This is a genomic window from Streptomyces sp. NPDC050448 (genome assembly GCF_040655295.1).
GTDB lineage: Bacteria > Actinomycetota > Actinomycetes > Streptomycetales > Streptomycetaceae > Streptomyces.
On sequence record NZ_JBFAJR010000012.1, the window covers coordinates 1 to 25,908 of the forward strand.

Genomic DNA, 25,908 nt, shown 5'->3' on the forward strand with positions numbered 1-25,908 from the left:
GAACCCGGAAGCTAAGCCTTTCAGCGCCGATGGTACTGCAGGGGGGACCCTGTGGGAGAGTAGGACGCCGCCGAACAATCATTGTAGAAAGCCCCATACCGGGTATCCGGTACGGGGCTTTTCTGCGTTCAGGGGCGGTGCAGGTTCCTGTAGGGTCAGGAGGCATCGTTCGTACGTTCAACAGTGGAGGCCCCCGGGTGGAGGTCCAGGAGACTCGGGTTCAGACGGACCGAATTTTCACCATTCCGAACATCCTGAGCATGGCTCGCCTCGCCGGCGTGCCCCTGTTCCTCTGGCTGATTCTGGAGAAGCACGACGGCTGGGCACTGGCCGTCCTCATGCTCAGCGGGGTCAGCGACTACCTCGACGGGAAGCTGGCGCGGCGCTGGAATCAGATCAGCAGCCTGGGCAGACTGCTGGATCCGGCCGCGGACCGGCTGTACATCCTCTCCACGCTCTTCGGCCTGACCTATCGCGACATTCTGCCGCTGTGGCTCACCGGGGCACTGCTCGCCCGTGAGCTGATGCTGCTGGTCATGGTCTGGATCCTGCGCCGCCACGGCTATCCGCCGCCGCAGGTCAACTTCCTCGGCAAGGCCGCGACCTTCAACCTGATGTACGCCTTCCCCCTGCTGCTGCTCAGTGACGGTACGGGTTGGTTGGCCTGGATGGGGTCAGTTTTCGGATGGGCGTTCGCCGGATGGGGTACAACCCTCTACTGGTGGGCAGGAATCCTTTACGTGGTTCAAGTCCGCCGGCTCGTGAAGGCGGACGCCGCGGCCGATTGAGCTCGCTCGGCACCCGGCTGACGCGGAAGAGTTGCGGAGTCACCGTCCGGGACGGGTGAGGTCGGCGAGAACGTCGTCTCTCAAGGAGGACTCTTCCGACATGAAGGCCGTCGTGATGGCCGGTGGCGAAGGCACTCGCCTTCGCCCCATGACCTCGAGCATGCCCAAGCCGCTCCTGCCGGTGGCCAACCGGCCGATCATGGAGCACGTGCTCAGGCTGCTCAAGCGGCATGGGCTCAGCGAGACTGTTGTTACCGTCCAGTTCTTGGCGTCACTCGTCAAAAACTATTTCGGTGACGGCGAGGAGCTCGGAATGGAGCTCACCTATGCCAACGAGGAGAAGCCACTCGGCACTGCCGGCAGTGTGAAGAATGCCGAGGAGGCCTTGAAGGACGACGCTTTCCTCGTCATTTCCGGCGATGCGCTCACCGACTTCGACCTCACCGACCTCATCCGCTTCCACAAGCAGAAGGGCGCACTCGTCACGGTGTGCCTGACCCGGGTGCCGAACCCGCTGGAATTCGGCATCACCATCGTGGACGAGGAAGGAAAGGTCGAGCGCTTCCTCGAGAAGCCGACGTGGGGGCAGGTGTTCTCGGACACCGTCAACACCGGCATCTACGTCATGGAGCCCGAGGTCTTCAATTACGTGGATCCGGACGTTCCGGTCGACTGGTCCGGCGATGTCTTCCCGCAGCTGATGAAGGAAGGCCGGCCGATCTACGGCTACGTGGCCGAGGGTTACTGGGAGGACGTGGGCACGCACGAGAGCTACGTCAAGGCGCAGGCCGACGTACTCGAGGGCAAGGTCCAGGTCGAGATGGACGGCTTCGAGATCTCGCCCGGCGTGTGGGTTGCCGAAGGCGCAGAGGTGAGCCCCGACGCCGTGCTGCGCGGGCCGCTGTACATCGGCGACTACGCCAAGGTCGAGGCCGGCGCGGAGATCCGCGAGCACACGGTCGTCGGGTCCAACGTCGTCGTGAAGAGCGGGGCCTTCCTGCACAGGGCCGTCATCCACGACAACGTCTACATCGGCCAGCACAGCAATCTGCGCGGCTGTGTCGTCGGCAAGAACACCGACATCATGCGGGCCGCCCGGATCGAGGACGGCGCCGTCATCGGTGACGAGTGCCTGGTCGGTGAGGAATCGATCATTCAGGGGAACGTGCGGGTCTACCCCTTCAAGACGATCGAGGCCGGCGCCTTCGTCAACACGTCGGTGATCTGGGAGTCCCGCGGACAGGCGCATCTCTTCGGTACCCGCGGAGTCTCCGGGATCCTGAACGTGGAGATCACCCCCGAGCTGGTGGTCCGGCTCGCGGGCGCGTACGCGACGACCCTGAAGAAGGGGGCGACGGTCACCACGGCCCGTGACCACTCCCGCGGCGCGAGAGCGCTCAAGCGGGCCGTGATCTCGGCGCTGCAGGCCAGCGCGATCAACGTGCGCGACCTGGAGAACGTACCGCTGCCCGTGGCGCGGCAGCAGACGGCGCGGGGCAGCGCGGGCGGGATCGTGCTGCGGACCTCGCCGGGGGTGCCGGACTCGGTCGACATCGTGTTCCTGGACGAGCGGGGAGCGGACCTCTCGCTCCAGCAGCAGCGCAAGCTGGACCGGGTGTACGCGCGCCAGGAGTACCGGCGGGCGTTCCCGGGCGAGATCGGTGACCTCCAGTTCCCGGGCAGTGTCTTCGACGCCTACACGGGCTCGCTGCTGCGGCGGGTCGACACGACCGGGATCGCCGATTCCGGGCTCAAGGTGGTCGTGGACGCCTCCAACGGCAGTGCCGGGCTGGTTCTGCCCAGCCTGCTGGGCCGGCTCGGCGTGGACGCGCTGGCGATCAATCCGGGGCTCGACGAGTCCAGGCCGACGGAGACCACGGAGTCCCGGCGGGCCGGTCTGGTGCGGCTCGGGGAGATCGTGGCCTCGGCGCGGGCCGCCTTCGGGGTGCGGTTCGACCCGGTGGGGGAGCGGATCTCCCTGGTGGACGAGCGCGGGCGGATCATCGAGGACGACCGGGCGCTGCTGGTGATGCTCGACCTCGTGGCCGCGGAGAAGCGCAGCGGCAAGGTGGCGCTGCCGGTGACCACGACCCGTATCGCCGAGCAAGTGGCGGCGTACCACGGGACGCAGGTGGAGTGGACGACGACCTCGCCCGACGACTTGACGCGGGTGGGCCGGGCGGAGAACACGATCTTCGGCGGGGACGGCCGGGGCGGATACATCGTCCCGGAGTTCAGCAGCGTCTTCGACGGATCGGCGGCCTTCGTCCAGTTGATCGGGCTGGTGGCCCGGACACAGCTCACGCTGAGCCAGATCGATGCGCGGATACCGCGAGCCCATGTACTCAAGCGGGACGTACCGACTCCGTGGGCGGTGAAGGGGCTCGTGATGCGGCGGGTCGTGGAGGCGGCCGGGGACCGGCAGGTGGACACCACGGACGGTGTGCGGGTGGTCGAGGCCGACGGGCGGTGGGCGCTGGTCCTGCCGGATCCGGCGGAGGCGGTCACGCACCTGTGGGCCGAAGGCCCCGACGACGCGTCCGCGCAGGCACTGCTGGACGAGTGGGCGGGCGTGGTGGACGGCGCCGGGCACTGAGCGCCGGACACCTTTCGGAACAGCGCAGTCCGGTGGGCCGGGTGCGGAGCACGTTGCTCCCTGTCCACCGGACGGGCGCATTCGGTGTGGGCGGCGCCGACATGCGACGATGAGCGGCATGTCGCAGCCGCCCCACAATCGGACTCCGGCGCCGTCGCCTCCCGCGCGCCCGGACGCATCCATGTCGCTGCTGACGCACGTGATGGACCACAGTCTCGACGAGGGCTATGCGGAAGCGTCGGCCCGGCGCGAGGCGGAGGGTACGGCGGGCCTGCCGCGCACCCTCAAGGCCAAGCTGGCGCTCGCCGCCGGGCTCGTGCTCGCCGCCATGGTCGTCACGCTCGGTGCCGCCCAGGCGCGGATAGCCGCGCCGGTGCTGGCCAAGGAGCGGCAGGAGCTGATCGACCGGGTGCAGCGGGCCGACGAGCACGCGGACGGTCTGGAGCAGGACATCGAGCGGCTGCGGGCGAACGTCGCGAGCCGGCAGCGTGAGGCGCTCAAGCAGCACGGCGGCGAGCAGGGGCAGCTCGTGGCGCTGCAGTCCGGAGCCACGGAAGTCCGCGGACCGGGGGTCAAGCTGGTCGTGGACGACGCCAAGGGCTCTTCGTCGGGCGGCGGTGGCAAGCCGCGGGAGAATACCGGGTTCTCGGACACGGGCCGGCTCCGGGACCGGGACATGCAGAAGATCGTCAACGGGCTCTGGCAGTCCGGGGCCGAAGCCGTCTCGATCAACGGGCAGCGGCTGACGGCGCTGTCGGCGATCAGGGCCGCGGGTGACGCGATACTGGTCGACAACAGGCCGCTGGTGCCGCCGTACGAGGTGCTGGCGGTGGGGGACAAGAAGCGGCTCGGGACCGCGTTCCAGGATTCCGCGGACGGCCAGTACCTGCACGCGCTGCAGGAGAACTACGGGATCCGCTACACCGTGTCCCCCGCGGACGAGCTGCGGCTGCCGGCCGCGTCGAGCCTGACCGTACGTACAGCTACAGCAGAAGAGCCGAAGAAGGGTGCATCGTGATCGCGGTACTGGGCCTGGTGGCTGGAGTGGTGATCGGACTTCTGGTCCGGCCCGAAGTGCCGGCCGTCGTCGAGCCTTATCTGCCGATCGCCGTGGTGGCGGCGCTGGACGCGGTGTTCGGCGGTCTGCGCGCGATGCTGGACGGCATCTTCGTGGACAAGGTCTTCGTGGTGTCGTTCCTGTCGAACGTGGTCGTGGCGGCGCTGATCGTCTTCCTCGGTGACAAGCTGGGCGTCGGCTCGCAGTTGTCGACCGGTGTGGTCGTGGTCTTCGGCATCCGCATCTTCTCCAACGCCGCGGCCATCCGCCGGCACGTGTTCCGGGCGTGAGGCCGATGAGTACGAACGACAATCCGCCCGAGGAGCCGATGGGCTCGGAGCTGCCGCCGCAGGAACGGCCGGAGCAGGGCGCGCAGCGCGACGCGCAGGCCGCTCAGCCGGCGCAGCCCGCCGGACCCGCCGATTCCACCGGACCCGCCGAATCCGCCGGACCCGCCGCAGCCGCCAAGGCTGCAGAGCCCGCGCAGACCGGCCGGCAGCGGCTGGCGGAGGGGTTGTGGCCGCCGCGTGTGAGCCGGGCCCAACTGATCGTCGCGCTGCTGCTGTTCGTCCTCGGGCTGGGACTGGCCATCCAGGTGCGGTCGAACAGCGACTCCAGCGCGCTGCGCGGGGCCCGCCAGGAGGACCTCGTACGGATCCTCGACGAGCTCGACGGGCGGACCAAGCGCCTGGAGGACGAGAAGCAGCGGCTGGAGGACCAGCGCAAGGAGCTGGAGAGCAGCTCCAACCAGGCCGAGGAGGCCCGTCGCCAGACGGTCGAGAAGGAACGCCAACTCGGGATCCTGGCCGGTACGGTGGCAGCGCAGGGGCCGGGCATCACGCTGAAGATCACCGATCCCAAGGGCCAGGTGCAGTCGGACCAGCTGCTGGACACCCTCCAGGAGCTGCGGGCGGCCGGGGCCGAGGCGATCCAGATCAATGGTGTGCGCATCGGGGCGGGCTCGTTCTTCTCGGACGAGGGCGGCGGGATCGGCATCGACGGTAAGAAGATCACACAGCCTTATGAGTTCAAGGTGATCGGCAAGCCGCAGGATCTGGAGCCTGCTCTGAACATCCCCGGCGGTGTCGTGCAGACGCTGGAGAAGGAACAGGCCACCGTCGCCGTCACACGGTCGGCGAAGATCGTTGTGGACGCCTTGCGGGCTGCGAAGCAGCCTGACTACGCTCGGTCGTCATCGTCGTGACGCGGCGCGGAGCGCGGACGGGCTCACGCGGGCTGATGCCTGCGGGGGGTCGGCGCACTGAAGTAGTGCTGCGTGGTGGAAACTGTCTGGTGGTTACGGACGTTGTGAGAATGTCCGGGTCGGCAGGTGTGTGCATTCGGAGTTCGTCCTGCCCCACGGGCGGGTCTGTTTCGTTCAAGGGGAATCGCCCGTGAAGTTGTTTGAGAAGTTGTTCGGCAAGAAGAACCGCGAGGAAAGCGGTGCAGCCAGGCACCGCACCGGGCAGGGAGAGGTGGAAGGGCAGGGCGACCGGCCGCTCTTCCGTGACGAGGTCGCCGGCGCGGGTGATGTTTCCGGCGCGCAGGGCGCGTCGTCTGTTGACCCTGCCGGTTCCGGACGCATAGGTTTCGGTGAACCATCAACCTCAAGTTCGGGTGGAGGGTTTGCCCCCGACCCGTATGCCACCAATGCCTCCGCGGGGCAGCCGCGGCGCGAGGAGCCGTCCATGTCGGCCGAGCAGGTTTGCAGCAGGTGCGGACACCGCAGCGATGCGGCCAGCCGGTTCTGCTCCAACTGCGGCGCGCCGCTGCGGGCGGGCCTGACGCCGGAGCGTGCCTCGGAGACCACGTCCACCATCTCGATCTCGGGCCTCGAGGCCTACGAGGCCGAGGTGTCGGGACAACAGCACGTGTCGTCCTCGCTGTCCCCCGAGGCCCAGGCCGCGGTGGAAGCTCTGCCTCCGGGTTCCGCCCTGCTGATCGTGCGGCGCGGCCCCAACTCGGGCAGCCGCTTCCTGCTGGACGGTGAGCTGACCACGGCGGGCCGGCACCCGCAGAGCGACATCTTCCTGGACGACGTCACGGTCTCCCGGCTGCATGTCGAGTTCCGCAGGAGCCAGGAGGGCGGCTTCACCGTCGCCGACGTGGGCAGCCTCAACGGCACGTACGTCAACCGTGAGCCGATCGACTCGGTCGCCCTGCACAACGGCGACGAGGTGCAGATCGGCAAGTACCGGCTGGTCTTCTACGCGAGCCTGCGGGGCGTCTGACCACCCTCGGACCCGGTCCGGGGGGATCCCCAGGGAAGGTTCCATGCTGCGCACCCCGACAGGCGGTGCCGGAAACGGCACCGCCGGCTCGGCCGGGCGGCTGGTGAGCATCGGCACGGTGCTCACCATGCTGCGCGACGAGTTCCCCGAAGTCACGATCTCGAAGATTCGCTTCCTGGAGGCGGAAGGGCTCGTCGAGCCCCGGCGCACACCTTCCGGATACCGCAAGTTCAGCACCGACGACGTCGAGCGGCTGGCCCGCATCCTGCGTCTGCAGCGGGATCACTACCTGCCGTTGAAGGTCATCCGCGAACAGCTGGACGCGCTCGCCCGCGGTGAGCAGATCCGTATCCCGGCGCCCACGGGGCACGGGGAATCCGTCGATCCCACCAGCCCTTCCGCCGTCTACGGCGAGGTGGGCCGGGAGCGGCCGGCCGCGGCCCGGGTGGGCCGCGCCGAGCTGATGGCCGCGGCCGAGGTGGACGAGGCGCAGCTCGCCGAATGGGAGTCGTACGGGCTGATCGGCGAGGCCCCAGGCGGCGGATTCGACGCCGAGGCGGTGACCGTGGCCCGCCTGGTGGCGGATCTGGGCCGGTTCGGGCTGGAGCCGCGGCACCTGCGGGCCATGAAGGCCGCAGCGGACCGGGAGGCGGGCCTGGTGGAGCAGGTCGTTGCACCGCTGCGCCGGCACCGCAACCCGCAGACCAGGGCGCATGCGGAGGCCACCATGAAAGAGCTCGCAGGGCTCTCCGTACGGCTCCACGAGGCCTTGGTGCAGACCGCTCTCGGGGTCCGTCTGCACTGACCTCGGGGATCCCCGAGGGGGGCCCGACTACCCAAACCTGCCGGGCAGGTCCTAGGGTTGCTGTGTGAACGAGCTCGACGTTGTGGGTGTCCGGGTGGAAATGCCCTCCAACCAACCGATCGTGCTCCTGCGTGAAGTGGGAGGCGACCGGTACCTCCCCATCTGGATCGGACCAGGGGAGGCGACCGCGATTGCCTTCGCGCAGCAGGGCATGGCCCCTGCCCGGCCGCTGACGCACGACCTGTTCAAGGACGTGCTGGAGGCGATCGGCGAGGAGCTCACCGAGGTCCGGATCACGGATCTGAGGGAGGGCGTCTTCTACGCGGAGCTCGTCTTCGCCAGCGGGGTCGAGGTGAGCGCGCGGCCTTCCGACGCCATAGCGCTGGCCCTGCGTACGGGGACGCCGATCTACGGCAGCGACGGCGTGCTGGACGACGCCGGAATCGCCATTCCGGACGAGCAGGAGGACGAGGTGGAGAAATTCCGCGAGTTCCTCGACCAGATCTCTCCGGAGGACTTCGGCACCGGGCCGCAGTGAGCCGTCGGCCGCGCCGTCCACGGGGAGTGGTCAGACCATTCGGTTAGCGTTTCCCCGATATGGGGCACGGGAAACCACTCTCAGGGTGATTATCACTCGGCGTGCCGAGTGTGGCGATCGTTGACGCACCCCTGGTGACTGCCTACCGTTCGAGTGGGCAGGTCAAGGACGGAGGGTCGGCGTGAGAGTCACGGGCGACGGTACGACCGGGGGCATCCCCGTGCGGAGTGACGGTGGGCCGTACCCGCTCCACGGCAGTGCGGCTGGTTCCGCGCGCCGTCAGCCGGAAGCGGTGCCGGTCGCGCCGGCCGGCGCGGACCCGGCACCCGAGCAGGTCGGCTACCGGGGTCCGACGGCGTGCGCCGCGGCGGGCATCACGTACCGGCAGCTCGACTACTGGGCGCGGACCGGGCTGGTGGAGCCCACGGTGCGCCCCGCTTACGGCTCCGGTACGCAGCGCCTGTACAGCTTCCGGGACGTCGTCGTCCTCAAGATCGTCAAGCGCTTCCTGGACACCGGTGTGGCACTGCAGAACATCCGGACCGCCGTCCAGCACCTGCGGGACCGCGGTTTCTCGGACCTCGAGCGCATGACGCTGATGAGCGACGGCGCCACCGTGTACGAGTGCACCTCGCCGGACCAGGTCGTGAGCCTGCTCCAGGGCGGGCAGGGCATCTTCGGCATCGCCGTCGGCGTGGTGTGGCGCGATGTCGAGAAGGCGCTGTCGCAGCTGCACGGCGAGCGGGTCGACACCGGCGAGACGGTCGTCGGCCACAACCCGACGGACGAACTGGCCGCGCGGCGCAACCGGGCCGGCTGAGCCGAGTCACCGGCCCGGCCGTGAGAGCGCCGGGCCCGGCCTCGGCCGATTGTCAGTGGCGTAAGGCAGCATCGGGGCTGTGAGAGCCGCGCCGACCATCCTGCATCTGGACATGGACGCCTTCTACGCCTCCGTGGAGCAGGCGTCGAAGCCGAGCCTGCGCGGGAAGGCCGTGATCGTCGGCGGACTCGGACCGCGCGGGGTGGTCGCCACCGCTTCCTACGAGGCCCGGCGCTTCGGGGTGCATTCGGCGATGCCGATGGCCCAGGCGCGGCGGCTCTGCCCGAACGGCGCCTGCCTGATCCCGCGGTTCAGCCTGTACCGGGCGGTCAGCGACGTGGTCATGGCGCTTTTGCGGGAGCTGTCACCGCTCGTGGAGCCGCTCAGCCTGGACGAGGCCTTCGTGGACCTGGAGGCGGGCGGTACCGCCTTCGACGCGGAATCCGCGCTGGAGACGGGACAGCGGCTGCGGGCGGGCATCCTGGCGGCGACCGGGCTCAGTGCGTCGGTCGGGCTGGCGGGGTCGAAGATGCTGGCGAAGGTGGCGTCGGAGGAGGCCAAGCCGGACGGGCTGCTGCTGATCGAGCCGGGGACGGAGCGGGCCCTGCTCGCGCCGATGTCGGTGCGGACCCTGCCGGGGGTGGGGCCGGCCACCGGGGAGCACCTGCGGCGGGCCGGGATCACCACCGTGGGGGAGCTGGCCGAGGCCGGCGAGGACGAGCTGGTCCGGATGGTCGGGCGCTCGCACGGGGTGGGGCTGTACCGGATGTCGCTGGGGCTGGACGACCGGCCGGTGGTCGCCGAGCGCGACGCGAAGTCCGTGTCGGTCGAGGACACCTTCGACGTGGACCTGCACGACCGGGTGCGGATCCGGAACGAGGTGCAGCGGCTCGCCGACCGGTGTGTGCACCGGCTGCGGGACTCGGGGCACTCGGGGCGCACGATCGTGCTGAAGGTGCGGCGGTACGACTTCTCGACCCTGACGCGCTCCGAGACGCTGCGGGGGCCCACCGACGACCCCGCCGTGGTGCGGGAGGCCGCGGCGCGGCTGCTGGAGGCGGTGGACACCACAGGCGGGGTGCGATTGCTGGGCGTGGGCGTGACCGGGCTGGCGGACTACACGCAGGAGGACCTCTTCGCGCAGTCCATGGCCGCGGAGGCGGCTGGGGTGGGCGGGGGTGCCGAGCCGGACGCTGCTGCGGAGGCCGGAGCGACGGGAGGGTCCGGCGGGCCTGGAGGACTTGGCGGGCCTGGCGGACCGGATGGCTCCGGTGGGCCAGGAGGGCCTGGCGGGCCCGCAGAGGCTCCCGAGGGTGCGGAGCCGCCCGGGGCGCCGGAGCCCGCCCCTGAGCGCCGCTGGGCGGCCGGGAGTGACGTACGGCACGCCGTGTACGGGCCCGGGTGGGTGCAGGGCAGCGGGGTCGGGCGGGTGACCGTGCGGTTCGAGCGGCCCGGATCGCCACCGGGCCGGGTGCGCACCTTCCGGGTGGACGACCCCGAGCTGGAGCCGTCCGATCCGCTGCCCCTCGTAGGGGAGCCCGCGCCGGAAGGGACGGCCTGAGGGCTGTCCCGCAATCCCCGGCGGGCGCACGACGCCGGCTGCCGCACCTCGTCCCCCAGCTAGCTGGGAGGTGCCCCCAGCGTTGTCGGGGCGCCCGGAAGCGCCCTGTAGGGGAGCGCCCCTCCGCTTTGCGATGCACCGCATCCGACGCCGCGCGCTGAGCCACCGGGGATTACGGGACAGTCCTCAGGAGGAGTCGTCGCCGTTCGCCAGGCGGCCGAAGTCGCGCTGGATGTCCGACGGGAGGGAGACGTCCAGTCCGTAGTGGTGGTAGAGCTGCAGTTCCTGTTCGGGGGAGAGGTGGCGGCCGACGCCGAAGTCCGGGGCGTCCTTGATGAGGGAGCGTTCGAAGGGGACCCGCAGGGTGTCGTCGACCACCTCGCTCGGTTCCAGGGGGACGAACGCGTCCCGGCTGAACAGGCCCGTCCGGACGGCGGCCCATTCCGGCACGCCTGTGGCATCGTCGAGGTAGACCTCGTCGACGGTACCGATCTTGGTGCCGTTGCGGTCGAACGCCTTGCGGCCGATCAGGCTGCGCGGATCGATGTCGGTCTGCACGGTCCCTCCACATGGTCGCAACTCCTCCGTAATGACAACAAAAGTGCATTTCCGGAGTGGGGGCCACTCGAGGGAGGCCGCAGAACCTCGCTGGTAGGCTGGGTGACGGCTGTTGACCCTGTGCGGGAGAGTCCTCCGAGTGAGCATGACGGAGGCGCCGAAGGAGCAAATCCTCCCCGGAATCTCTCAGGCATACGTACCGCACGCGACGAGGCCACTCTGGAAAGCAGGGGCGGGTACCGGGTGCGCAGTGCCGGTTCCCCTCCTCACCGACGGTGAAAGCCGGATCAGCGGGTCATACCGCGACTCCGGTGAAGCTCTCAGGTTGAGATGACAGAGGGGGAGGCCGTCCGGGTGCCCGCGCCGTGGTGCCCCTCGCAGGTCGTACGACCCAGGAGGCCTCCGTACATGACCGCCAACCGCATTCCGCTCTCCCAGCTGGAGCGAGGCATTCCCTTCGAGCAGCGCCACATCGGCCCGGATGACGAGGCGCAGGCGAAGATGCTCGCCCACGTGGGCTACGGCTCGCTGGACGAACTGACCGCCGCCGCGGTGCCGGATGTGATCAAGAGCGCCGAGGCGCTGAACCTGCCCGAGGCGCGGACCGAGGCCGAGGTGCTGGCCGAGCTGCGCTCGCTCGCCGACCGCAACCAGGTCCTGACGCCGATGATCGGCCTCGGCTACTACGGGACCTTCACCCCGCCGGTGATCCTCCGCAACGTCATGGAGAACCCGGCCTGGTACACGGCGTACACGCCCTACCAGCCCGAGATCTCGCAGGGCCGCCTCGAGGCGCTGCTCAACTTCCAGACCGTCGTCGCCGACCTCACCGGCCTGCCGACCTCCGGTGCGTCCCTGCTCGACGAGGGCACCGCGGCCGCCGAGGCCATGACGCTGGCCCGCCGCGTGGGCAAGTCCAAGGGGAACGTCTTCCTCGTCGACGCCGACGCGCTGCCGCAGACCATCGCCGTGATCGAGACCCGCGCCGAGCCGATCGGCATCGAGGTCGTCGTCGCCGACCTGTCCGAGGGCATCCCGGCCGAGGTCGCCGAGCGCGGCGTCTACGGTGTGCTCCTCCAGTACCCGGGCGCCTCCGGTGCCGTACGGGACATCAAGCCGGTCATCGACCAGGCGCACGGCCTCGGCGCGATCGTCGCCGTCTCCGCCGACCTGCTCGCCCTGACCCTGCTGACCTCCCCGGGCGAGCTCGGCGCGGACATCGCCGTCGGCACCACCCAGCGCTTCGGCGTCCCGATGGGCTTCGGCGGCCCGCACGCCGGCTACATGGCCGTCCAGGACAAGCACGCCCGCTCGCTGCCGGGCCGCCTCGTCGGCGTCTCCGTGGACGCGGACGGCAACAAGGCGTACCGCCTGGCGCTGCAGACCCGTGAGCAGCACATCCGCCGCGAGAAGGCCACCAGCAACATCTGCACCGCGCAGGTGCTGCTCGCCGTCATGGCCGGCATGTACGCCGTCTACCACGGCCCGGACGGCCTGCGGACGATCGCCCGCCGTACGCACCGCTACGCGGCCCTCCTCGCGGCCGGTCTGACGGCCGGCGGGGTCGAGCTCGTGCACGGCTCGTACTTCGACACCCTCACCGCCCGGGTGCCCGGCAAGGCCGCCGAGGTCGTCGCCGCCGCCCGTGAGGGCGGGGTCAACCTGTTCCAGGTCGACGCCGACCACGTCTCCCTCTCCTGTGACGAGACGACCCTGCGCGCCGGCGTCGAGGCGGTCTGGACCGCCTTCGGCGTCACCGCCGACATCGAGGCCCTCGACGAGACCACCGCCGACGCCCTGCCCGAGGGCCTGCTGCGCTCGGACGACTACCTGGCGCACCCGGTGTTCCACCAGCACCGCAGCGAGACCGCGATGCTGCGCTACCTGCGCAAGCTGGCGGACAAGGACTACGCGCTGGACCGCGGCATGATCCCGCTGGGCTCCTGCACCATGAAGCTCAACGCGACCACCGAGATGGAGTCGGTCACCTGGCCGGAATTCGGCCAGCTGCACCCGTTCGCCCCGGTCGAGCAGGCCGAGGGGTACCTCACGCTCATCACCGAGCTGGAGGAACGTCTCTGCGAGGTCACCGGCTACGACAAGGTCTCCATCCAGCCCAACGCCGGCTCCCAGGGTGAGCTCGCCGGTCTGCTGGCCGTCCGCGCCTACCACCGCGCGAACGGCGACGAGCAGCGCACCGTCTGCCTCATCCCGTCCTCCGCGCACGGCACCAACGCCGCCAGCGCCGTGATGGCCGGCATGAAGGTCGTCGTCGTCAAGACCGCCGACGACGGCGAGGTGGACGCGGACGACCTGCGCGCCAAGATCGAGCAGTACCGCGACGAGCTCGCCGTGCTGATGATCACGTACCCCTCGACGCACGGTGTGTTCGAGGAGCACGTCGCCGACATCTGCGCCCAGGTGCACGACGCCGGCGGCCAGGTCTACGTGGACGGCGCCAACCTCAACGCCCTGGTGGGCCTGGCCAAGCCGGGTCACTTCGGCGGCGACGTCTCGCACCTGAACCTGCACAAGACCTTCTGCATCCCGCACGGCGGCGGCGGCCCGGGCGTCGGCCCGGTCGGTGTCCGGGCCCACCTGGCCCCGTACCTGCCGAACCACCCGCTCCAGCCGACCGCGGGCCCGGAGACGGGCGTCGGCCCGATCTCGGCGGCGCCGTGGGGCTCGGCCGGCATCCTGCCGATCTCCTGGTCGTACGTGCGCCTCATGGGCGGCGAGGGTCTCAAGCGCGCCACCCAGGTGGCGGTGCTCGGCGCCAACTACATCGCCAAGCGCCTGGAGCCGCACTTCCCGGTGCTGTACACCGGCCCGGGCAACCTGGTCGCGCACGAGTGCATCATCGACCTGCGCCCGCTGTCGAAGGCGACGGGCGTCAGCGTGGACGACATCGCCAAGCGTCTGATCGACTACGGCTTCCACGCGCCGACCATGTCCTTCCCGGTGGCCGGCACGCTGATGATCGAGCCGACGGAGTCCGAGGACCTCGCCGAGATCGACCGCTTCTGCGAGGCGATGATCGCCATCCGCGGCGAGATCGACCGGGTCGCGGGCGGCGAGTGGCCGGTGGACGACAACCCGCTGGCCAACTCCCCGCACACGGCGGCGGCGCTGGGCGGCGAGTGGAACCACCCGTACAGCCGTGACGAGGCCGTCTTCCCCGGCGGGGTCACCGCGGCGGAGAAGTACTGGCCGCCGGTGCGCCGCATCGACGGTGCCTTCGGCGACCGCAACCTGGTGTGCTCCTGCCCGCCGCTGGACGAGTACGACAACTGAGCCGTACGGCATCGTGTCCGTTCGGCGACGTGACACATTCGTATGACATAACGGCATGACGAAGGGGCCGGTCCGGGAGAATGATCTCCGGGCCGGCCCCTTTCCGTTCCATTCCGTACTGCCGTCGGCTAGGCCGCCTTCATCACCTGCGCCGCCGCGAGCGGGCGGTGCGGGGCGATGATCTGGCCGTCCGGCAGCAGCTCGCCGGTGTCCTCGAAGAGCAGGACTCCGTTGCACAGCAGGCTCCAGCCCTGTTCCGGGTGGTTGGCCACGGGCTTGGCGGCTTCCCGGTCGGCGGAGTCGGCTGACGGGCACGCTGGCTGGTGCTGGCACATGGATGCGTTCTTTCGCTGCGGTGTGGTCTGTGTGCTGCGGCTCGATGCGTTGTTCATGGCCGCCCCCCGTATCAACGTCATGGTTTGGTCAGGGTCCCAGTGTTGCCCTCCGGACTTGAGTCCGCAGGGATTTCCCGGCAGCTGTCCTCATAGATTGATGACGCATCACTCGTGCGGGCGGTTCAACTCAACTCCCCTGTCATTTCGGGTGGTTCGCGGATGACCCGAGTGGGCTAGACCGAATGGGTCGTACGGGTCACCGGCCCGAAACGTGCCTGTTCAGACCCCGCTCAGACCTCGCTCAGGCCCCGCTCAGACCTTGCTCGAGCCCCGGTCAGGCGGCCGGCGCGGCCAGCGACGGCGGGAGCGGCGGACTCGGCGGCGTGAGCCGGTGGGTCATCACGGGCAGCAGTTCGGACACCGGATGCGGCCGGTACGCGGCGATGCCGGGCGGGGCAGGCGCCAGCGGCACCAGCAGATCCGCGGCGGCCGGCAGCCCGGCGGAGGCGTCGGCGCCGACCGCCCCGTGCAGCCACAGCGTCAACATGTACAGCTCCGGTACGGAGAGCAGCCGCGCCTGGTAGTTCTTGCCGAGCGATTCCGCCTGGCGCAGGGCGCGTTCGGTGGCCGCGACATAGGGGCCCTCGAAGAAATGGGAGAAGGCCCAGCCGTCCGGCGTCAGCCGGGTGTCCGCGGCGGCGACGTAGCGGTCGCCGCTGCGGATCAGAAACCGCCAGGCGGTCAGCCGGGTGCGGGGCGGACGGCCCCCCGCGGCCAGCTGGGAGATGTTCAGCCGGTCGAGGACGTGGACCGGCAGTGGCAGTTCGGCGGTCATCGGACCCTGCAGCGCGCGCAGGGCCGGAGTGTGCGCCTCGTGGACGGCGGTGGGGGAACCGAGTGCCGCGAGGACGCTGCGCAGGGCGGGCGCGGGAGCCGGAGGGACATGCAGCGGCATGGTGGGTCGCCTCTCACTTGGGAGACCTGTGGAACGGGGCAGGGTGCGGACGGCGCTGTCGCATTCTGGGGCCAGAGGGGGGCTGAGGGGCAATGGCCGCGCGCCAACTCTCTGCCTCGTTTGCGGAGTTTATACGACATGTGTTCACGCAGTGTTTCGGCTAGCCGTCCCGCCTATTGCCGGCAAGGTGCTTACCGGTCCCGCTGACATGGCTTTCATGCCGGTTGCGCGCGAACATGTCGCGCTGACCTCGCAGGTTACCGGACAGGGGCTCGGCTGGAAAGCGTCCATTATCCGGAACCGGCAAAACCGATGCGGAATTTGCATACCGTGTCTTGCCAAGTGAATGTGCCATAGCGCCCTTCGGCCAAACCGGCGCGCGCTCCCCGCCATGCATGCCCCCTCGGCGTTATCGATCACGCCGCCGGGGCATCATCGACCGTACACGCGCGCCTGGGTGGCACAGGCCAGGCCCACTCGAGGAGGGACGCTTCGATGGGGGAGAAGGTCGTGGCGGGCGGATTCGACCTGTCCGATCGGCAGAAGTATCGGAGGAAGCTTCACGAGTGCCTGGAGGGACTGGAGCGGCTTCTGGCGGAGAAGAGGTTCGATCGCCCCAAGAACATGATGGGGCTGGAGATCGAGCTGAATCTCGCGGGTGCCGACGGGTTGCCGAGAATGGTGAATGCCCAGGTTCTGGAGCGGATTGCGAGTCCTGATTTCCAGACCGAACTCGGAATGTTCAACCTGGAGGTCAACGTACTTCCGCACCGGCTCGGCGGCCGGGTATTCGACCAGCTCGCCGAGGAACTGAGCGCGGGGCTCGGCTATGCCCACCGGCAGGCCGCGGAGATCGACGCCGGGGTGGTGATGATCGGCATCCTGCCGACGATCACCCGCGCCGACCTGGTCACCGCCAACCTCTCGGCGGTGGACCGCTACTCGCTGCTGAACGAGCAGATCCTGATGATGCGCGGCGAGGACTTCATGCTCGACATCGACGGGGTCGAGCGGCTCACGTGGAGCACCGGGTCGATCGTCCCGGAAGCCGCCTGCACCTCCGTACAACTGCACCTGCAGGTGACGCCCGCCCGGTTCTCCGACGTGTGGAACGCGGCGCAGGCGGTGACCGCCGTGCAGATAGCCGTCGGTGCCAACTCCCCGTTCCTGTTCGGGCGCGAGCTGTGGCGGGAGTCCCGGCCGCCGCTGTTCACGCAGGCCACCGACACCCGGCCGCCCGAACTCCAGGCCCAGGGGGTGCGGCCGCGGACCTGGTTCGGGGAGCGCTGGGTGGAGTCGGCGTACGAGCTCTTCGCGGAGAACGTCCGCTACTTCCCCTCCCTGCTGCCCATCTGCGACGAGGAGGAGCCGCTGCGCGTGCTCGCCGAGGGCGGGGTGCCGAGCCTGCAGGAACTGGTCCTGCACAACGGCACGGTCTACCGGTGGAACCGGCCCGTGTACGGGGTCGCCGACGGGATGCCGCACCTGCGGGTGGAGAACCGGGTGCTGCCGGCCGGGCCGACGGTCGCCGACGTCGTGGCGAACGCCGCCTTCTACTACGGACTCGTCCGCACTCTCGCCGACGAGCAGCGGCCGGTGTGGACCCGGCTGCCGTTCGCCGAGGCGGAGGCCAACTTCGACGCGGCCTGCCGGTACGGGATCGACGCGCGGCTGCGCTGGCCGCGCCGGGGCCGGGGCGGCGGGCTGGCGAGCGTCCCCGCCGTACGGCTGGTCCTGGACGAGCTGCTGCCGATGGCGGCGGCCGGGCTGGACGCGTGGGGCATCGAGCCCGCCGACCGCGACCACTACCTCGGCATCATCGAGGAGCGCTGCCAGCGGCGGGTCAACGGGGCGACCTGGCAGGTGGACACCTACCACCGGGCGCTCGCATCCGGGATGGAGCGGGACGCGGCGCTGGCCGCGATCACCCGGCGCTACAGCGAGCTGATGCACAAGGGCGATCCCGTGCACACTTGGCCCGTCGGGCTGGGGGACGAGGAGGTGGGCGCCCCGCTGCCGGTCCGGCGCTGAGCAGGCCGTTCTGCGCACGTTCTGAGTCCGGTGATCCCCTTCCCCCGCCGAAGAGGCAGTATGGGGTGGACGGAAGCGGAACGGCGGGACGGAGTCGGACGTGCGGGTGGAGCCGGAGCCGGTGGTCGAGGCGTTGCACGAGGACGGGCGGGGCGTCCTGCGCGCCGAGACGCTGCTCGTACTGGCGCTGTCACTGGGGGCGAGCGCCGTCTCCTCGCTGATCAGCTTCATCGGCTCGCTGACCAAGCCGGGCGGCCTCAAGGACCAGGCCGCCACGCTCAACGGCTCGTACGCTCCCGGCCGCCCCTGGCTGGACCTGGCCTGGCAGCTGTTCGGCATCGGGACCGCGCTGGTGCCGGTGCTGCTGGTCGCCCACCTGCTGACCCGGGAAGGCGTGCAGGGGCTGCGGGTGCTGGGCTTCGACCGCACCCGGCCCGGCTGGGACCTGGGGCGCGGAGCCCTGGTCGCGGCCGGGATCGGGAGCGCGGGGCTGGCCTTCTACCTGGCGGCGCGGGCGAGCGGGTTCAACCTCACGGTGGTGCCGGAGGCGCTGCCGGACGTGTGGTGGAAGTTCCCCGTGCTGATCCTCTCCGCGGTGCAGAACGCCGTGGTGGAGGAGGTCATCGTGCTGGCCTACCTGCTGCGCCGGCTCGATCAGCTGGACTGGTCGCCGATGGCCGCGCTGCTGGCCAGTGCGGTGCTGCGCGGCTCGTACCACCTCTACCAGGGCATCGGCGGCTTCCTCGGCAACATGGTGATGGGCGTCGTCTTCGTCCTGGCCTACCGTCGCTGGGGCCGGGTGGGGCCGCTCGTCGTCGCGCACGCGCTGCTCGACATCGTGGCCTTCGGCGGGTACGCGCTGCTCGCGGGCAAGGTGGGCTGGCTGCCGACGCCATAGACCTGCCTGCGGGTCAGGGGTGGGCGAGCAGTTCGCCGTCGATGACCGTGACCGCGTTGCCGGTGAGGAGCGTACGGTCGCCCGCCAGCCGGACCCGGACGCGTCCGGTGCGCGCTCCGCCCTGGAGCCCGACGAGTGAGGTACGGCCCAGCCGGGCGGCCCAGAACGGGGCGAGCGCGGTGTGGGCGCTGCCGGTGACCGGGTCCTCGTCGATCCCGAAGGCCGGGAAGAAGCCGCGGGAGACGAAGTCGTACCCGCGGGAGGGGTCCTCGGCGGCCGCGGTGACGATCACCCCGCGGCGGGCGTAGCCGCGCAGGGCGGCGATGTCGGGGGTGAGCTCGCGTACGGCCCGCTCGTCCGCCAGCTCGACGAGCAGGTCGCCGATGTGCTCGGACGTGTCGTGGACGGACGTGATGTCGGCGCCCAGGGCGCGTTGTACGGCGGGGTCCGCGTCCACCGGCGTCAGTGAGGACGTCGGGAAGTCCATGGTGATCGTGCCGTCCTCGGCGGTTTCGGCCGTGAGGATGCCGCACCGGGCGGAGAACCGGATCAGCCCCGTGGCCAGGCCGCTCGTCGCGATCACGTGCGCCGTGGCGAGCGTGGCGTGGCCGCACATGTCGACCTCGGCGGACGGGGTGAACCAGCGCAGGGCCCAGTCGGCGTCCCCGCCGGGCGGCAGGGGGCGCGCGAACGCGGTCTCGGAGAGGTTGACCTCGGTGGCGACCTGCTGGAGCCAGGCGTCCGGGGGGAACTCGCCGTCGAGGAGCAGGACTCCGGCGGGGTTGCCGCGGAAGGGGCGGTCGGTGAAGGCGTCGACGATTCGGAGGCGCATGGGGCGACCGTAGGGCCGGTTCTTGATCGTCGGCAAAGGCCAATCCGGGACGACTGGCCTGGTCAAGCACGTGTTCGTTATGGGTTTCCGATATATCGTTGACGCATCGCGATGGGTCAGCGATAGTTGAGACATCGCAAGAGCGACAGCGAGAACCGAAAAGACGAAAGGAGCGCAGTCATGCGTTCACACGGACAGCACGACCACGGACGGGGCCACGGCCACTGCGGGCCCGATCGTCGGGAGGAGTTCAAGGGGCGGCGCGGCGCCTTCGGCCCGTTCGGACCGCCCTTCGGCGGCGGCCCCTTCGGTGGGCGCGGCGGACGCGGTGGACCGCGCGGCCGGGCCCGGCGGGGAGACGTGCGCGCCTCGATCCTGGCGCTGCTCAAGGACCGGCCGATGCACGGCTACGAGATGATCCAGGAGATCGGCGAGCGCAGCGGCGGGGCCTGGAAGCCCAGCCCCGGCTCGGTCTACCCGACCCTGCAGCTGCTCGAGGACGAGGGGCTCATCACCAGCGAGAGCGAGGGCGGCAAGAAGCTGTTCACGCTCACCGACACCGGCCGCACCGAGGCCGAGTCGGGACCGGAGGCCCCCTGGGCCGACGCCGGGCGCGGGTTCGACTTCGAGGCGATGCACGAGGTCCGGACGGCCGGAATCGGCCTGATGGAGGCCTTCGGTCAGGTCTTCAAGACCGGCTCGGCCGAGCAGCGCGAGAAGGCCCTCGCGGTCATCAACGACGCCCGCAAGAAGCTCTACCTGATCCTGGCCGACGAGCACTGAGCCGGCCGGCCGACGAAAATGGCGCGCCCCGCGAGTCCTCTCGCGGGGCGCGCCGTCGTACCCGCGTACCGGCCGGGGAGGCGGTCAGGCGACCAGGCCGGCGAGCTTGCGGAGCGACTCGTTCAGGGCGGCGGTGGCCGAGTCCTTGAGCTTGCCCGCCATCAGGGAGACGGCGGCCCCGTTGAACTCCCCGTCGATGCGGACCGTGGTGGCCTCGCCGTCGGGGATCAGGGTGTACCGGGTGAGGATGGCCACGCCCATCGGGCCCTTGCCCGTGATGGCGAAGACGCGCTCGTCCTCCAGCTCCGAGACGGTCCAGGCGACCTCGGCCGGGAAGCCCATCATCTTCATGTTCTCCTCGAAGGTCGCCCCGACCGAGAGGGTCTCGGGGCCGCCCTGGGGGAAATTGGTGTGGGTCATGCTCCACTCGCCGTACGCCGCCCAGTCCGTCAGCTGGGCCCAGAGCTTCGCGGCGGACGCCTCGATGCGTGATTCCGCGGTGACTTCGGCCATGCGGCCACCCCTTCTCGTCGGGTACGTGCGGCGGAACGTAGCCCTGGTGGGCGGAACATTCAATACTGACGACCTGTCAGAAATGGTCGGCCCGGTCGCGGCGGGTATCGGATGCGTCTCAACAGGTGTCACGCCCATGACGGTGCTGACCGCCCCTGCCATGATGGCCCGATGCAAGCGTCAGGGAGAAACGCCGGACTGGGCCTCGCGCTCGTCTCGGCGTTCACGTTCGGTGGTTCGGGTGTGGCGGCGAAGCCGCTGATCGAAGCGGGCCTGGACCCGCTCCACATGGTCTGGCTCAGGGTGGCCGGGGCGGCGCTGGTGCTGTCCCCGCTGGCCTGGCGGCACCGCGATCTCCTGCTGCGCAAACCCCTGCTGCTCGCCGGCTTCGGGCTCGTCGGCGTCGCGGGCGTGCAGGCCTTCTACTTCGCCTCCCTGTCCCGGATCCCGGTCGGCGTGGCCCTGCTGCTGGAGTACCTCGGCCCGGCGCTGCTGCTCGGCTGGATCCGCTTCGTACAGCGCAAGCCCGTGACCCGGGCCGCCGCGGCAGGCGCCGCCGTGGCCGTCGTGGGCCTGGCCTGTGTGGTCGAGATCTGGTCCGGGCTGAGCCTGGACCTCCTCGGCGTGCTGCTCGGCCTCGCCGCCGCCTGCTGCCAGGCCTTCTACTTCGTGTTCGCGGACCACGGCGCCGACGGCGGCACCGGTGACGACGTGCCCGACCCGCTCGGTGTGATCGCGTACGGCATGCTCGTCGGCGCGCTGGTGATGACGGTGATCGCCCGGCCGTGGGAGATCGACTGGCAGCTGCTGGGCGGGCAGGCCGCGATGGGGGACCTGACGGTGCCCGCGTGGGTCCTGCTCGGCTGGGTGGTGCTGATCGCGACGGTCTTCGCGTACCTGACCGGCGTGGTCTCGGTGCGCAAGCTCTCGCCGCAGGTGGCGGGCGTCGTGGCCTGCCTGGAGGCGGTCGTGGCCACCGTGTTCGCCTGGATCCTGCTGGGCGAGCGCCTCTCGACCCCGCAGATCGTCGGCGGTGCGCTGGTGCTGGGCGGGGCCTTCATCGCGCAGTCCTCGCGGCCCGCCCCGCCGGGAGCCGCAGATCCGGAATCGGTCGTTCTGGACCGCGAGGCGACAACGGCCTAAGGTGGCGATCATGCATTCGACCGTGCTTCCGCCTCCCGCCGCGTAGCCGCGGGCAGCTGCCCCTTGTGACGAGGACCCGCCCGGGGAGTTCCCGGGCGGATCCGCGCTGCCCGCGAAGCGATGACCTTCCTCTTTCATCCTTCACGCATGCGCGGAGCACACTCGTGTCGAATCTTTCGCCCGCCGCCGGGCGCAGTCTGCTGTACCTCGTCGTCGCCGGAGCCGCCTGGGGCACTGCCGGGGCGGCCGCCTCCCTCCTCTTCCTGGCCAGTGACCTCGGCCCGCTCGCCCTGTCGTTCTGGCGGTGCGCCGGCGGGCTGGTGGTGCTGCTCGGGGTGCTCTCCGTACGCCGGCCCCGTGGCGCGACGGCTGCCCGTCCGTCGGCGGGATCGCTGATCGGGACCGGGCTGATGTTCACCCTCTTCCAGGCCGCGTACTTCGGCGCCGTGCGCGAGACCGGCCTCGCGGTCGGCACGGTGGTCACCCTCGGCGCCGGACCGGTGCTGATCGCGGTCGGGGCGCGGTACTGGATGGGCGAGCGGCTCGGCCGGGGCGGGGTGGTCGCCGTCGCCGGCGCGCTCGCCGGGCTCGCCGTGCTGGTCCTGGGCGGCGGGGGCGGCGAGGTGCGGCCGATGGGCGTCGGCTGGGCCCTGCTGTCGGCCGCCGGGTACGCAGGGATGACCCTGCGCGCCCGCTGGCTGGGACGGCGCGGGGCGGGCGGGGACCCGCTGGTCACCACCGCCTGGTCGGTCGCGGTGGGCACGGTGTGCCTGCTGCCGCTCGCCGCGGTGGAGGGGCTGGTGCCGCACACCGCCGCATTCGGGCGGGTGCTCTGGCTGCTCGTGTACGTGGCCACGGTGCCGACGGCCCTGGCGTACGCGCTGTACTTCACCGGGGCCGCCGCGGTGCGGGCCGCGACGGTGTCCGTGATCATGCTGATCGAGCCGGTCAGCGCGGCGGTGATCGCCGTGCTGGTGCTCGGCGAGCGGCTGACCGGCGCCGTGGTGCTGGGCACCGTACTGCTGCTGACCGCGGTGGGTGCGCTGATCGCGGCCGAGGCGCACAGGCCTGCGGGCGGGCCGGTGGTGCGGCCCGCCCGTGAGACCCGCGAGGCTCAGAGCGCGGCGAGGTAGTCCGGGACGGCGATCCCGGGGGTCAGGTCGTCGGCCGGGATCGGGGTCCCGTGCACCGGGGCGACCGGGACCACGCCCGACCAGTAGGGCAGGCCCATGTCCTCGGGCTCGTCGTTGGGGCCGCCGGTGCGGAGCTTCGCCGACACCTCGTTCAGGTCCAGGCGGATCACCGCGGTGGCGGCGAGCTCCTTGGCGTTGGCGGGCCGGGAGTCGGCCGAGCGGCCCGGGACCACGTGGTCGACGAGGGCGTCCAGGGCCATCCGGCGCTCGTCCTCGTCGGTCACCTGGTACGCGGTGCCGTGCACGATCACGGAGCGGTAGTTGATCGAGTGGTGGAAGGCCGACCGGGCCAGCACCAGGCCGTCCACGTGCGTCACGGTCAGGCAGACGGGCAGTCCCGGGTCGGCCTGGCCGGCGGCGAGCAGCGGGCGGGAGCCGGTCGAGCCGTGGACGTACAGGGTCTCGCCGACCCGTCCGTAGAGGGTCGGCAGGACCACCGGGGCACCGTCGCGGACGAAGCCGAGGTGGCAGACGTAGGCCTGGTCGAGTATCGAGTGCACCGTCTCGCGGTCGTAGCGCGCCCGCTCGCGGGAGCGGCTCGGGACGGTGCGGTCGGTGGGCTCGTAGTCGCCGGTCGGCCCGTTCGTCTCGTGCATCTCTTGCGTGTCGGTCGTGGCGGTCATGATGCGCGCTCCGTTGTACTAGTGCATACTTGGTTTTGTGCTAGGAGAGTATCGGATTGCAGGGCGCCGCGCATCGGATATCGCGGCCAGTGTCGAAGCGGGCGTCGGATCGGGCGCGCTCGCGCCGGGAACGCTGCTGCCGCCGATGCGGGAGCTCGCGGGTGTGCTCGGGGTGAACCCGAACACCGTGGCCGCCGCGTACCGGACGCTGCGCGAGCGCGGGGTCATCGAGACCGACGGGCGGCGCGGCAGCCGGGTGCGGGGGCGGCCGGCGAGCGCGCCGCGGGACGAACTGCGGATGGCGGTGCCGCCCGGGGCGCGGGACGTCGCGTCGGGGAATCCGGATGTGCGGCTGCTGCCCGCGCTGGACGGGGCCCTGGCCGAGGCCGCGCGACGGTACGCACGGGCGCCGACGCTGTACGGGGACGACCCGGTGGTGCCGGAGCTCGAGCGGCTGGCCCGGGCCGACCTCGACGCGGACGCCGTTCCCGCCGGGCCGGTGGGCGTGACCTCGGGCGCGCTGGACGGGATCGAGCGGGTACTGGCCGCGCACCTGCGGCCGGGGGACGCGGTGGCGATCGAGGACCCGGGGTGGGGGAGCGTGCTGGACCTGGCGGCGGCGCTGGGTCTGCGGGTGCTGCCCGTGGCGGTGGACGACGACGGGCCGCTCGTCCCGGCGGTGGAAAGGGTGCTCGCGGAGGGCGCGCGGGCGCTGCTGGTGACGGCGCGGGCGCAGAACCCGACCGGGGCGGCGGTCGGCGCCGGCCGGGCGGCGGAGCTGCGCGGCGTACTGGCGCGGTATCCGGAGGTGCTGGTGGTCGACGACGACCACGGGCACGCCATCGTGGACCTGCCGCTGCACTCGCTCGGCGGGGTGACCCGGCACTGGGCGCTGGTGCGGTCCACGGCGAAGGCGTACGGGCCCGACCTGCGGCTGGCGGTGCTGACCGGCGACGCCGTGACCCTGGACCGGGTGCGGGGGCGGCAGCGGCTGGGCCCAGGGTGGGTGAGCCGGCTGCTCCAGTACGCCGTGGTCGAGCTGTGGACCACGGGCGCGGTGGACCGGGCCGCGGTCGCGCGCTCCTACGGGGAGCGGCGGGACGGACTGGTCGCGGCGCTGCGGGAGCGGGGCGTGCGGGCGCACGGGCGGAGCGGCATGAACGTGTGGGTGCCGGTCGCCGACGAGACGGGAGCGGTGACGCGGCTGCTGGCCGCGGGCTGGGCGGTGGCCCCGGGCAGCCGGTTCCGGGTGGACTCGGGGCCGGGCGTACGGATCACGGTGTCGGGCGTGCGGCCGGGCGAAGTGCCGGGGCTCGCCGCCGCGGTGGCCGCATCGGTCCGCCCCGCGACGGGCGGCCGCTTCGACTGACCGCCCCGGCCCCGGACACCCCCTAGCGGCGGCGGGCCTGGGTCAGGGCTGCTCCGGCCAGGACGATCGCCGCGCCCACCGGGGTGTTCCAGTGGAGCTGCTCGCCGAGGAGCACGACGCCCGCCGTGGTGGCGATGACCGGGATGAAGTACGTGACCATCTGGGCCGTGGTCGGGCCGATCTCGGTCACCAGGCCGTACTGCATCTGCAGGGCCATCCCCGTGCCCAGGGCGCCCAGCGCGATCACCGACAGGGTCGGCCAGAGTGGGAACGAGGCCGGGGCCGAGGTGAACGCGGCGCTGACCAGCAGCAGCTGGAGCGTGGAGAGCATCAGCTGGGCGCCGGTCAGCGCCACCGGCGAGCCCGGGACCGAGGCCAGCGTGCGCCGGACGTAGATCCAGCCGATCGGGTAGCAGAGCGAGGCCAGCAGGGCGAGCGCGGTGCCCTTGGCGTCGATGCCCGAGAAGCCCTGCCATGCGCCGAGGACCGTCAGGACGCCGAGGAAGCCCAGGCCCAGGCCGGCGAAGCGTCGGCGCGTCGGGCGGTCCTCGGACAGGGCCACCATCGACAGCGCCATGCCCCACAGCGGTGAGGTGGCGTTGCAGATCCCGGCCAGGCTCGACGGGATGCTCAGCTCGGCGTACGAGAAGAGCGAGAACGGGGCGGTGTTGAGCAGGAGGGCCGCCACGGCCAGATGCGCCCAGGTGCGGCGGCCCCGGGGGAGCGGCTCGCGGCGGACCAGGAGCGCGGTCAGCAGCGCGAGCGCACCGAACAGCACCCGGCCGAGGGCGACCTGGAACGGCGCGTACGCCTCCGTGCCCACCTTGATCAGCAGGAAGCTGAAGCCCCACACCACCGAGAGGACCGCGAAGCGGAGCCGCCAGTCCACACGGGCGGTCCGCGTGGTGGCGACCGACGGGGAGAGAGTGGGGCGGGGGATTGCGGGTGCGCTCATGCGAAGTACTCTGCCCGGCTCAACTGCGTA

The 25,908-nt window shown here is 71.0% G+C and carries 24 protein-coding genes, 1 rRNA gene and 1 riboswitch; of the genes, 18 read left to right on the forward strand and 7 right to left on the reverse strand.

Going from position 1 to position 25,908, the window contains the following annotated elements:
• From rrf to AB0I68_RS16440, 11 genes are all read left to right on the forward strand, one after another.
• Window positions 1–76, forward strand: a 5S ribosomal RNA gene (gene rrf, locus AB0I68_RS16390); the annotation flags it as partial.
• Between the two features lie 121 nt (window positions 77–197).
• Window positions 198–788 (forward strand): CDP-alcohol phosphatidyltransferase family protein, encoded by a 591-nt coding sequence (locus tag AB0I68_RS16395; RefSeq protein WP_363177977.1) that lies wholly within the window; start codon window positions 198–200, stop codon window positions 786–788.
• A 100-nt stretch (window positions 789–888) separates the two neighbouring features.
• Window positions 889–3,384 carry a mannose-1-phosphate guanyltransferase gene (locus AB0I68_RS16400; protein ID WP_363177978.1) on the forward strand — a complete coding sequence of 832 codons (2,496 nt, stop codon included), beginning with the start codon at window positions 889–891 and terminating at the stop codon, window positions 3,382–3,384.
• Between the two features lie 109 nt (window positions 3,385–3,493).
• Window positions 3,494–4,402 carry a DUF881 domain-containing protein gene (locus AB0I68_RS16405; protein ID WP_363177979.1) on the forward strand — a complete coding sequence of 303 codons (909 nt, stop codon included), beginning with the start codon at window positions 3,494–3,496 and terminating at the stop codon, window positions 4,400–4,402.
• The gene (locus AB0I68_RS16410) at window positions 4,399–4,731 is read left to right on the forward strand and encodes a small basic family protein (protein ID WP_363177980.1); all 333 of its coding nucleotides are present in this window, start codon (window positions 4,399–4,401) and stop codon (window positions 4,729–4,731) included. Before AB0I68_RS16405 ends, AB0I68_RS16410 begins: the two co-directional genes overlap by 4 nt.
• Before the next feature lie 5 nt (window positions 4,732–4,736).
• Window positions 4,737–5,645 carry a DUF881 domain-containing protein gene (locus AB0I68_RS16415; RefSeq protein WP_363177981.1) on the forward strand — a complete coding sequence of 303 codons (909 nt, stop codon included), beginning with the start codon at window positions 4,737–4,739 and terminating at the stop codon, window positions 5,643–5,645.
• Between the two features lie 130 nt (window positions 5,646–5,775).
• The gene (locus tag AB0I68_RS16420; protein ID WP_363177982.1) at window positions 5,776–6,672 is read left to right on the forward strand and encodes an FHA domain-containing protein; all 897 of its coding nucleotides are present in this window, start codon (window positions 5,776–5,778) and stop codon (window positions 6,670–6,672) included.
• A 43-nt stretch (window positions 6,673–6,715) separates the two neighbouring features.
• The gene (locus tag AB0I68_RS16425) at window positions 6,716–7,477 is read left to right on the forward strand and encodes a MerR family transcriptional regulator (RefSeq protein ID WP_363177983.1); all 762 of its coding nucleotides are present in this window, start codon (window positions 6,716–6,718) and stop codon (window positions 7,475–7,477) included.
• A 64-nt stretch (window positions 7,478–7,541) separates the two neighbouring features.
• Window positions 7,542–8,015, forward strand: a complete 474-nt coding sequence (locus tag AB0I68_RS16430; protein WP_030009777.1) for a bifunctional nuclease family protein — start codon at window positions 7,542–7,544, stop codon at window positions 8,013–8,015.
• Window positions 8,016–8,196: 181 nt separating this feature from the next.
• The gene (locus AB0I68_RS16435; protein ID WP_363177984.1) at window positions 8,197–8,835 is read left to right on the forward strand and encodes a MerR family transcriptional regulator; all 639 of its coding nucleotides are present in this window, start codon (window positions 8,197–8,199) and stop codon (window positions 8,833–8,835) included.
• A 79-nt stretch (window positions 8,836–8,914) separates the two neighbouring features.
• Window positions 8,915–10,396 carry a DNA polymerase IV gene (locus tag AB0I68_RS16440; RefSeq protein WP_363177985.1) on the forward strand — a complete coding sequence of 494 codons (1,482 nt, stop codon included), beginning with the start codon at window positions 8,915–8,917 and terminating at the stop codon, window positions 10,394–10,396.
• 186 nt (window positions 10,397–10,582) lie between these two features.
• On the opposite strand, the gene AB0I68_RS16445 is transcribed toward AB0I68_RS16440, so the two are convergent.
• Window positions 10,583–10,954 (reverse strand): PRC-barrel domain-containing protein, encoded by a 372-nt coding sequence (locus AB0I68_RS16445; RefSeq protein WP_363177986.1) that lies wholly within the window; start codon window positions 10,952–10,954, stop codon window positions 10,583–10,585.
• 113 nt (window positions 10,955–11,067) lie between these two features.
• Window positions 11,068–11,166: riboswitch (glycine riboswitch) on the forward strand.
• A 196-nt stretch (window positions 11,167–11,362) separates the two neighbouring features.
• On the opposite strand from AB0I68_RS16445, the gene gcvP reads away from it, so the two are divergent.
• Window positions 11,363–14,248 carry an aminomethyl-transferring glycine dehydrogenase gene (gene gcvP / locus AB0I68_RS16450; protein ID WP_363177987.1) on the forward strand — a complete coding sequence of 962 codons (2,886 nt, stop codon included), beginning with the start codon at window positions 11,363–11,365 and terminating at the stop codon, window positions 14,246–14,248.
• Between the two features lie 128 nt (window positions 14,249–14,376).
• Here the strand turns inward: gcvP and AB0I68_RS16455 are convergent, their stop codons facing one another.
• Both AB0I68_RS16455 and AB0I68_RS16460 read right to left on the reverse strand, forming a co-directional pair.
• The gene (locus AB0I68_RS16455) at window positions 14,377–14,583 is read right to left on the reverse strand and encodes a DUF5999 family protein (protein WP_030303831.1); all 207 of its coding nucleotides are present in this window, start codon (window positions 14,581–14,583) and stop codon (window positions 14,377–14,379) included.
• A gap of 334 nt (window positions 14,584–14,917) precedes the next feature.
• Window positions 14,918–15,538, reverse strand: coding sequence for a hypothetical protein (locus tag AB0I68_RS16460; RefSeq protein WP_363177988.1), 621 nt, complete (start codon window positions 15,536–15,538; stop codon window positions 14,918–14,920).
• Window positions 15,539–16,033: 495 nt separating this feature from the next.
• Between AB0I68_RS16460 and AB0I68_RS16465 the strand changes: the two genes are divergently transcribed.
• Both AB0I68_RS16465 and AB0I68_RS16470 read left to right on the forward strand, forming a co-directional pair.
• Window positions 16,034–17,569, forward strand: a complete 1,536-nt coding sequence (locus AB0I68_RS16465) for a glutamate-cysteine ligase family protein (RefSeq protein ID WP_363177989.1) — start codon at window positions 16,034–16,036, stop codon at window positions 17,567–17,569.
• A 121-nt stretch (window positions 17,570–17,690) separates the two neighbouring features.
• Window positions 17,691–18,467: a CPBP family intramembrane glutamic endopeptidase gene (locus AB0I68_RS16470; protein WP_363178160.1), complete on the forward strand. Its 777-nt coding sequence runs from the start codon at window positions 17,691–17,693 to the stop codon at window positions 18,465–18,467.
• Between the two features lie 13 nt (window positions 18,468–18,480).
• Here AB0I68_RS16470 and AB0I68_RS16475 read toward each other — a convergent pair whose 3' ends face one another.
• The gene (locus AB0I68_RS16475) at window positions 18,481–19,299 is read right to left on the reverse strand and encodes a PhzF family phenazine biosynthesis isomerase (RefSeq protein ID WP_363177990.1); all 819 of its coding nucleotides are present in this window, start codon (window positions 19,297–19,299) and stop codon (window positions 18,481–18,483) included.
• A gap of 180 nt (window positions 19,300–19,479) precedes the next feature.
• Between AB0I68_RS16475 and AB0I68_RS16480 the strand changes: the two genes are divergently transcribed.
• Window positions 19,480–20,082, forward strand: a complete 603-nt coding sequence (locus AB0I68_RS16480) for a PadR family transcriptional regulator (RefSeq protein ID WP_363177991.1) — start codon at window positions 19,480–19,482, stop codon at window positions 20,080–20,082.
• An 84-nt stretch (window positions 20,083–20,166) separates the two neighbouring features.
• On the opposite strand, the gene AB0I68_RS16485 is transcribed toward AB0I68_RS16480, so the two are convergent.
• On the reverse strand, window positions 20,167–20,595 hold the full coding sequence (locus tag AB0I68_RS16485) for an SRPBCC family protein (protein WP_363177992.1): 429 nt from the start codon (window positions 20,593–20,595) through the stop codon (window positions 20,167–20,169).
• Between the two features lie 171 nt (window positions 20,596–20,766).
• Between AB0I68_RS16485 and AB0I68_RS16490 the strand changes: the two genes are divergently transcribed.
• Both AB0I68_RS16490 and AB0I68_RS16495 read left to right on the forward strand, forming a co-directional pair.
• Window positions 20,767–21,738 (forward strand): DMT family transporter, encoded by a 972-nt coding sequence (locus AB0I68_RS16490; protein WP_363177993.1) that lies wholly within the window; start codon window positions 20,767–20,769, stop codon window positions 21,736–21,738.
• A gap of 164 nt (window positions 21,739–21,902) precedes the next feature.
• Complete coding sequence (locus tag AB0I68_RS16495) at window positions 21,903–22,871, forward strand: DMT family transporter (protein ID WP_363177994.1); 969 nt, start codon at window positions 21,903–21,905, stop codon at window positions 22,869–22,871.
• On the opposite strand, the gene AB0I68_RS16500 is transcribed toward AB0I68_RS16495, so the two are convergent.
• Window positions 22,853–23,527, reverse strand: coding sequence for a pyridoxamine 5'-phosphate oxidase family protein (locus AB0I68_RS16500; protein WP_363178161.1), 675 nt, complete (start codon window positions 23,525–23,527; stop codon window positions 22,853–22,855). The two genes, AB0I68_RS16495 and AB0I68_RS16500, sit on opposite strands and share 19 nt — an antisense overlap.
• A gap of 64 nt (window positions 23,528–23,591) precedes the next feature.
• Between AB0I68_RS16500 and AB0I68_RS16505 the strand changes: the two genes are divergently transcribed.
• The gene (locus tag AB0I68_RS16505) at window positions 23,592–24,923 is read left to right on the forward strand and encodes an aminotransferase class I/II-fold pyridoxal phosphate-dependent enzyme (protein ID WP_363177995.1); all 1,332 of its coding nucleotides are present in this window, start codon (window positions 23,592–23,594) and stop codon (window positions 24,921–24,923) included.
• Window positions 24,924–24,945: 22 nt separating this feature from the next.
• Here AB0I68_RS16505 and AB0I68_RS16510 read toward each other — a convergent pair whose 3' ends face one another.
• Window positions 24,946–25,878, reverse strand: a complete 933-nt coding sequence (locus AB0I68_RS16510) for a DMT family transporter (RefSeq protein ID WP_363177996.1) — start codon at window positions 25,876–25,878, stop codon at window positions 24,946–24,948.
• Window positions 25,879–25,908: the final 30 nt, after the last annotated feature.

Excerpts from the sequence above, each read along its gene's own strand:
- gcvP (WP_363177987.1), top strand. The coding sequence starts at position 11,363 with ATGACCGCCAACCGCATTCCGCTCTCCCAGCTGGAGCGAGGCATTCCC.
- AB0I68_RS16460 (WP_363177988.1), bottom strand. The coding sequence starts at position 15,538 with ATGCCGCTGCATGTCCCTCCGGCTCCCGCGCCCGCCCTGCGCAGCGTC.
- AB0I68_RS16415 (WP_363177981.1), top strand. The coding sequence starts at position 4,737 with ATGAGTACGAACGACAATCCGCCCGAGGAGCCGATGGGCTCGGAGCTG.
- AB0I68_RS16425 (WP_363177983.1), top strand. The coding sequence starts at position 6,716 with ATGCTGCGCACCCCGACAGGCGGTGCCGGAAACGGCACCGCCGGCTCG.
- AB0I68_RS16510 (WP_363177996.1), bottom strand. The coding sequence starts at position 25,878 with ATGAGCGCACCCGCAATCCCCCGCCCCACTCTCTCCCCGTCGGTCGCC.
- AB0I68_RS16455 (WP_030303831.1), bottom strand. The coding sequence starts at position 14,583 with ATGTGCCAGCACCAGCCAGCGTGCCCGTCAGCCGACTCCGCCGACCGG.
- AB0I68_RS16500 (WP_363178161.1), bottom strand. The coding sequence starts at position 23,527 with ATGCACGAGACGAACGGGCCGACCGGCGACTACGAGCCCACCGACCGC.
- AB0I68_RS16465 (WP_363177989.1), top strand. The coding sequence starts at position 16,034 with ATGGGGGAGAAGGTCGTGGCGGGCGGATTCGACCTGTCCGATCGGCAG.
- AB0I68_RS16475 (WP_363177990.1), bottom strand. The coding sequence starts at position 19,299 with ATGCGCCTCCGAATCGTCGACGCCTTCACCGACCGCCCCTTCCGCGGC.
- AB0I68_RS16405 (WP_363177979.1), top strand. The coding sequence starts at position 3,494 with ATGAGCGGCATGTCGCAGCCGCCCCACAATCGGACTCCGGCGCCGTCG.
- AB0I68_RS16485 (WP_363177992.1), bottom strand. The coding sequence starts at position 20,595 with ATGGCCGAAGTCACCGCGGAATCACGCATCGAGGCGTCCGCCGCGAAG.
- AB0I68_RS16400 (WP_363177978.1), top strand. The coding sequence starts at position 889 with ATGAAGGCCGTCGTGATGGCCGGTGGCGAAGGCACTCGCCTTCGCCCC.
- AB0I68_RS16490 (WP_363177993.1), top strand. The coding sequence starts at position 20,767 with ATGCAAGCGTCAGGGAGAAACGCCGGACTGGGCCTCGCGCTCGTCTCG.
- AB0I68_RS16480 (WP_363177991.1), top strand. The coding sequence starts at position 19,480 with ATGCGTTCACACGGACAGCACGACCACGGACGGGGCCACGGCCACTGC.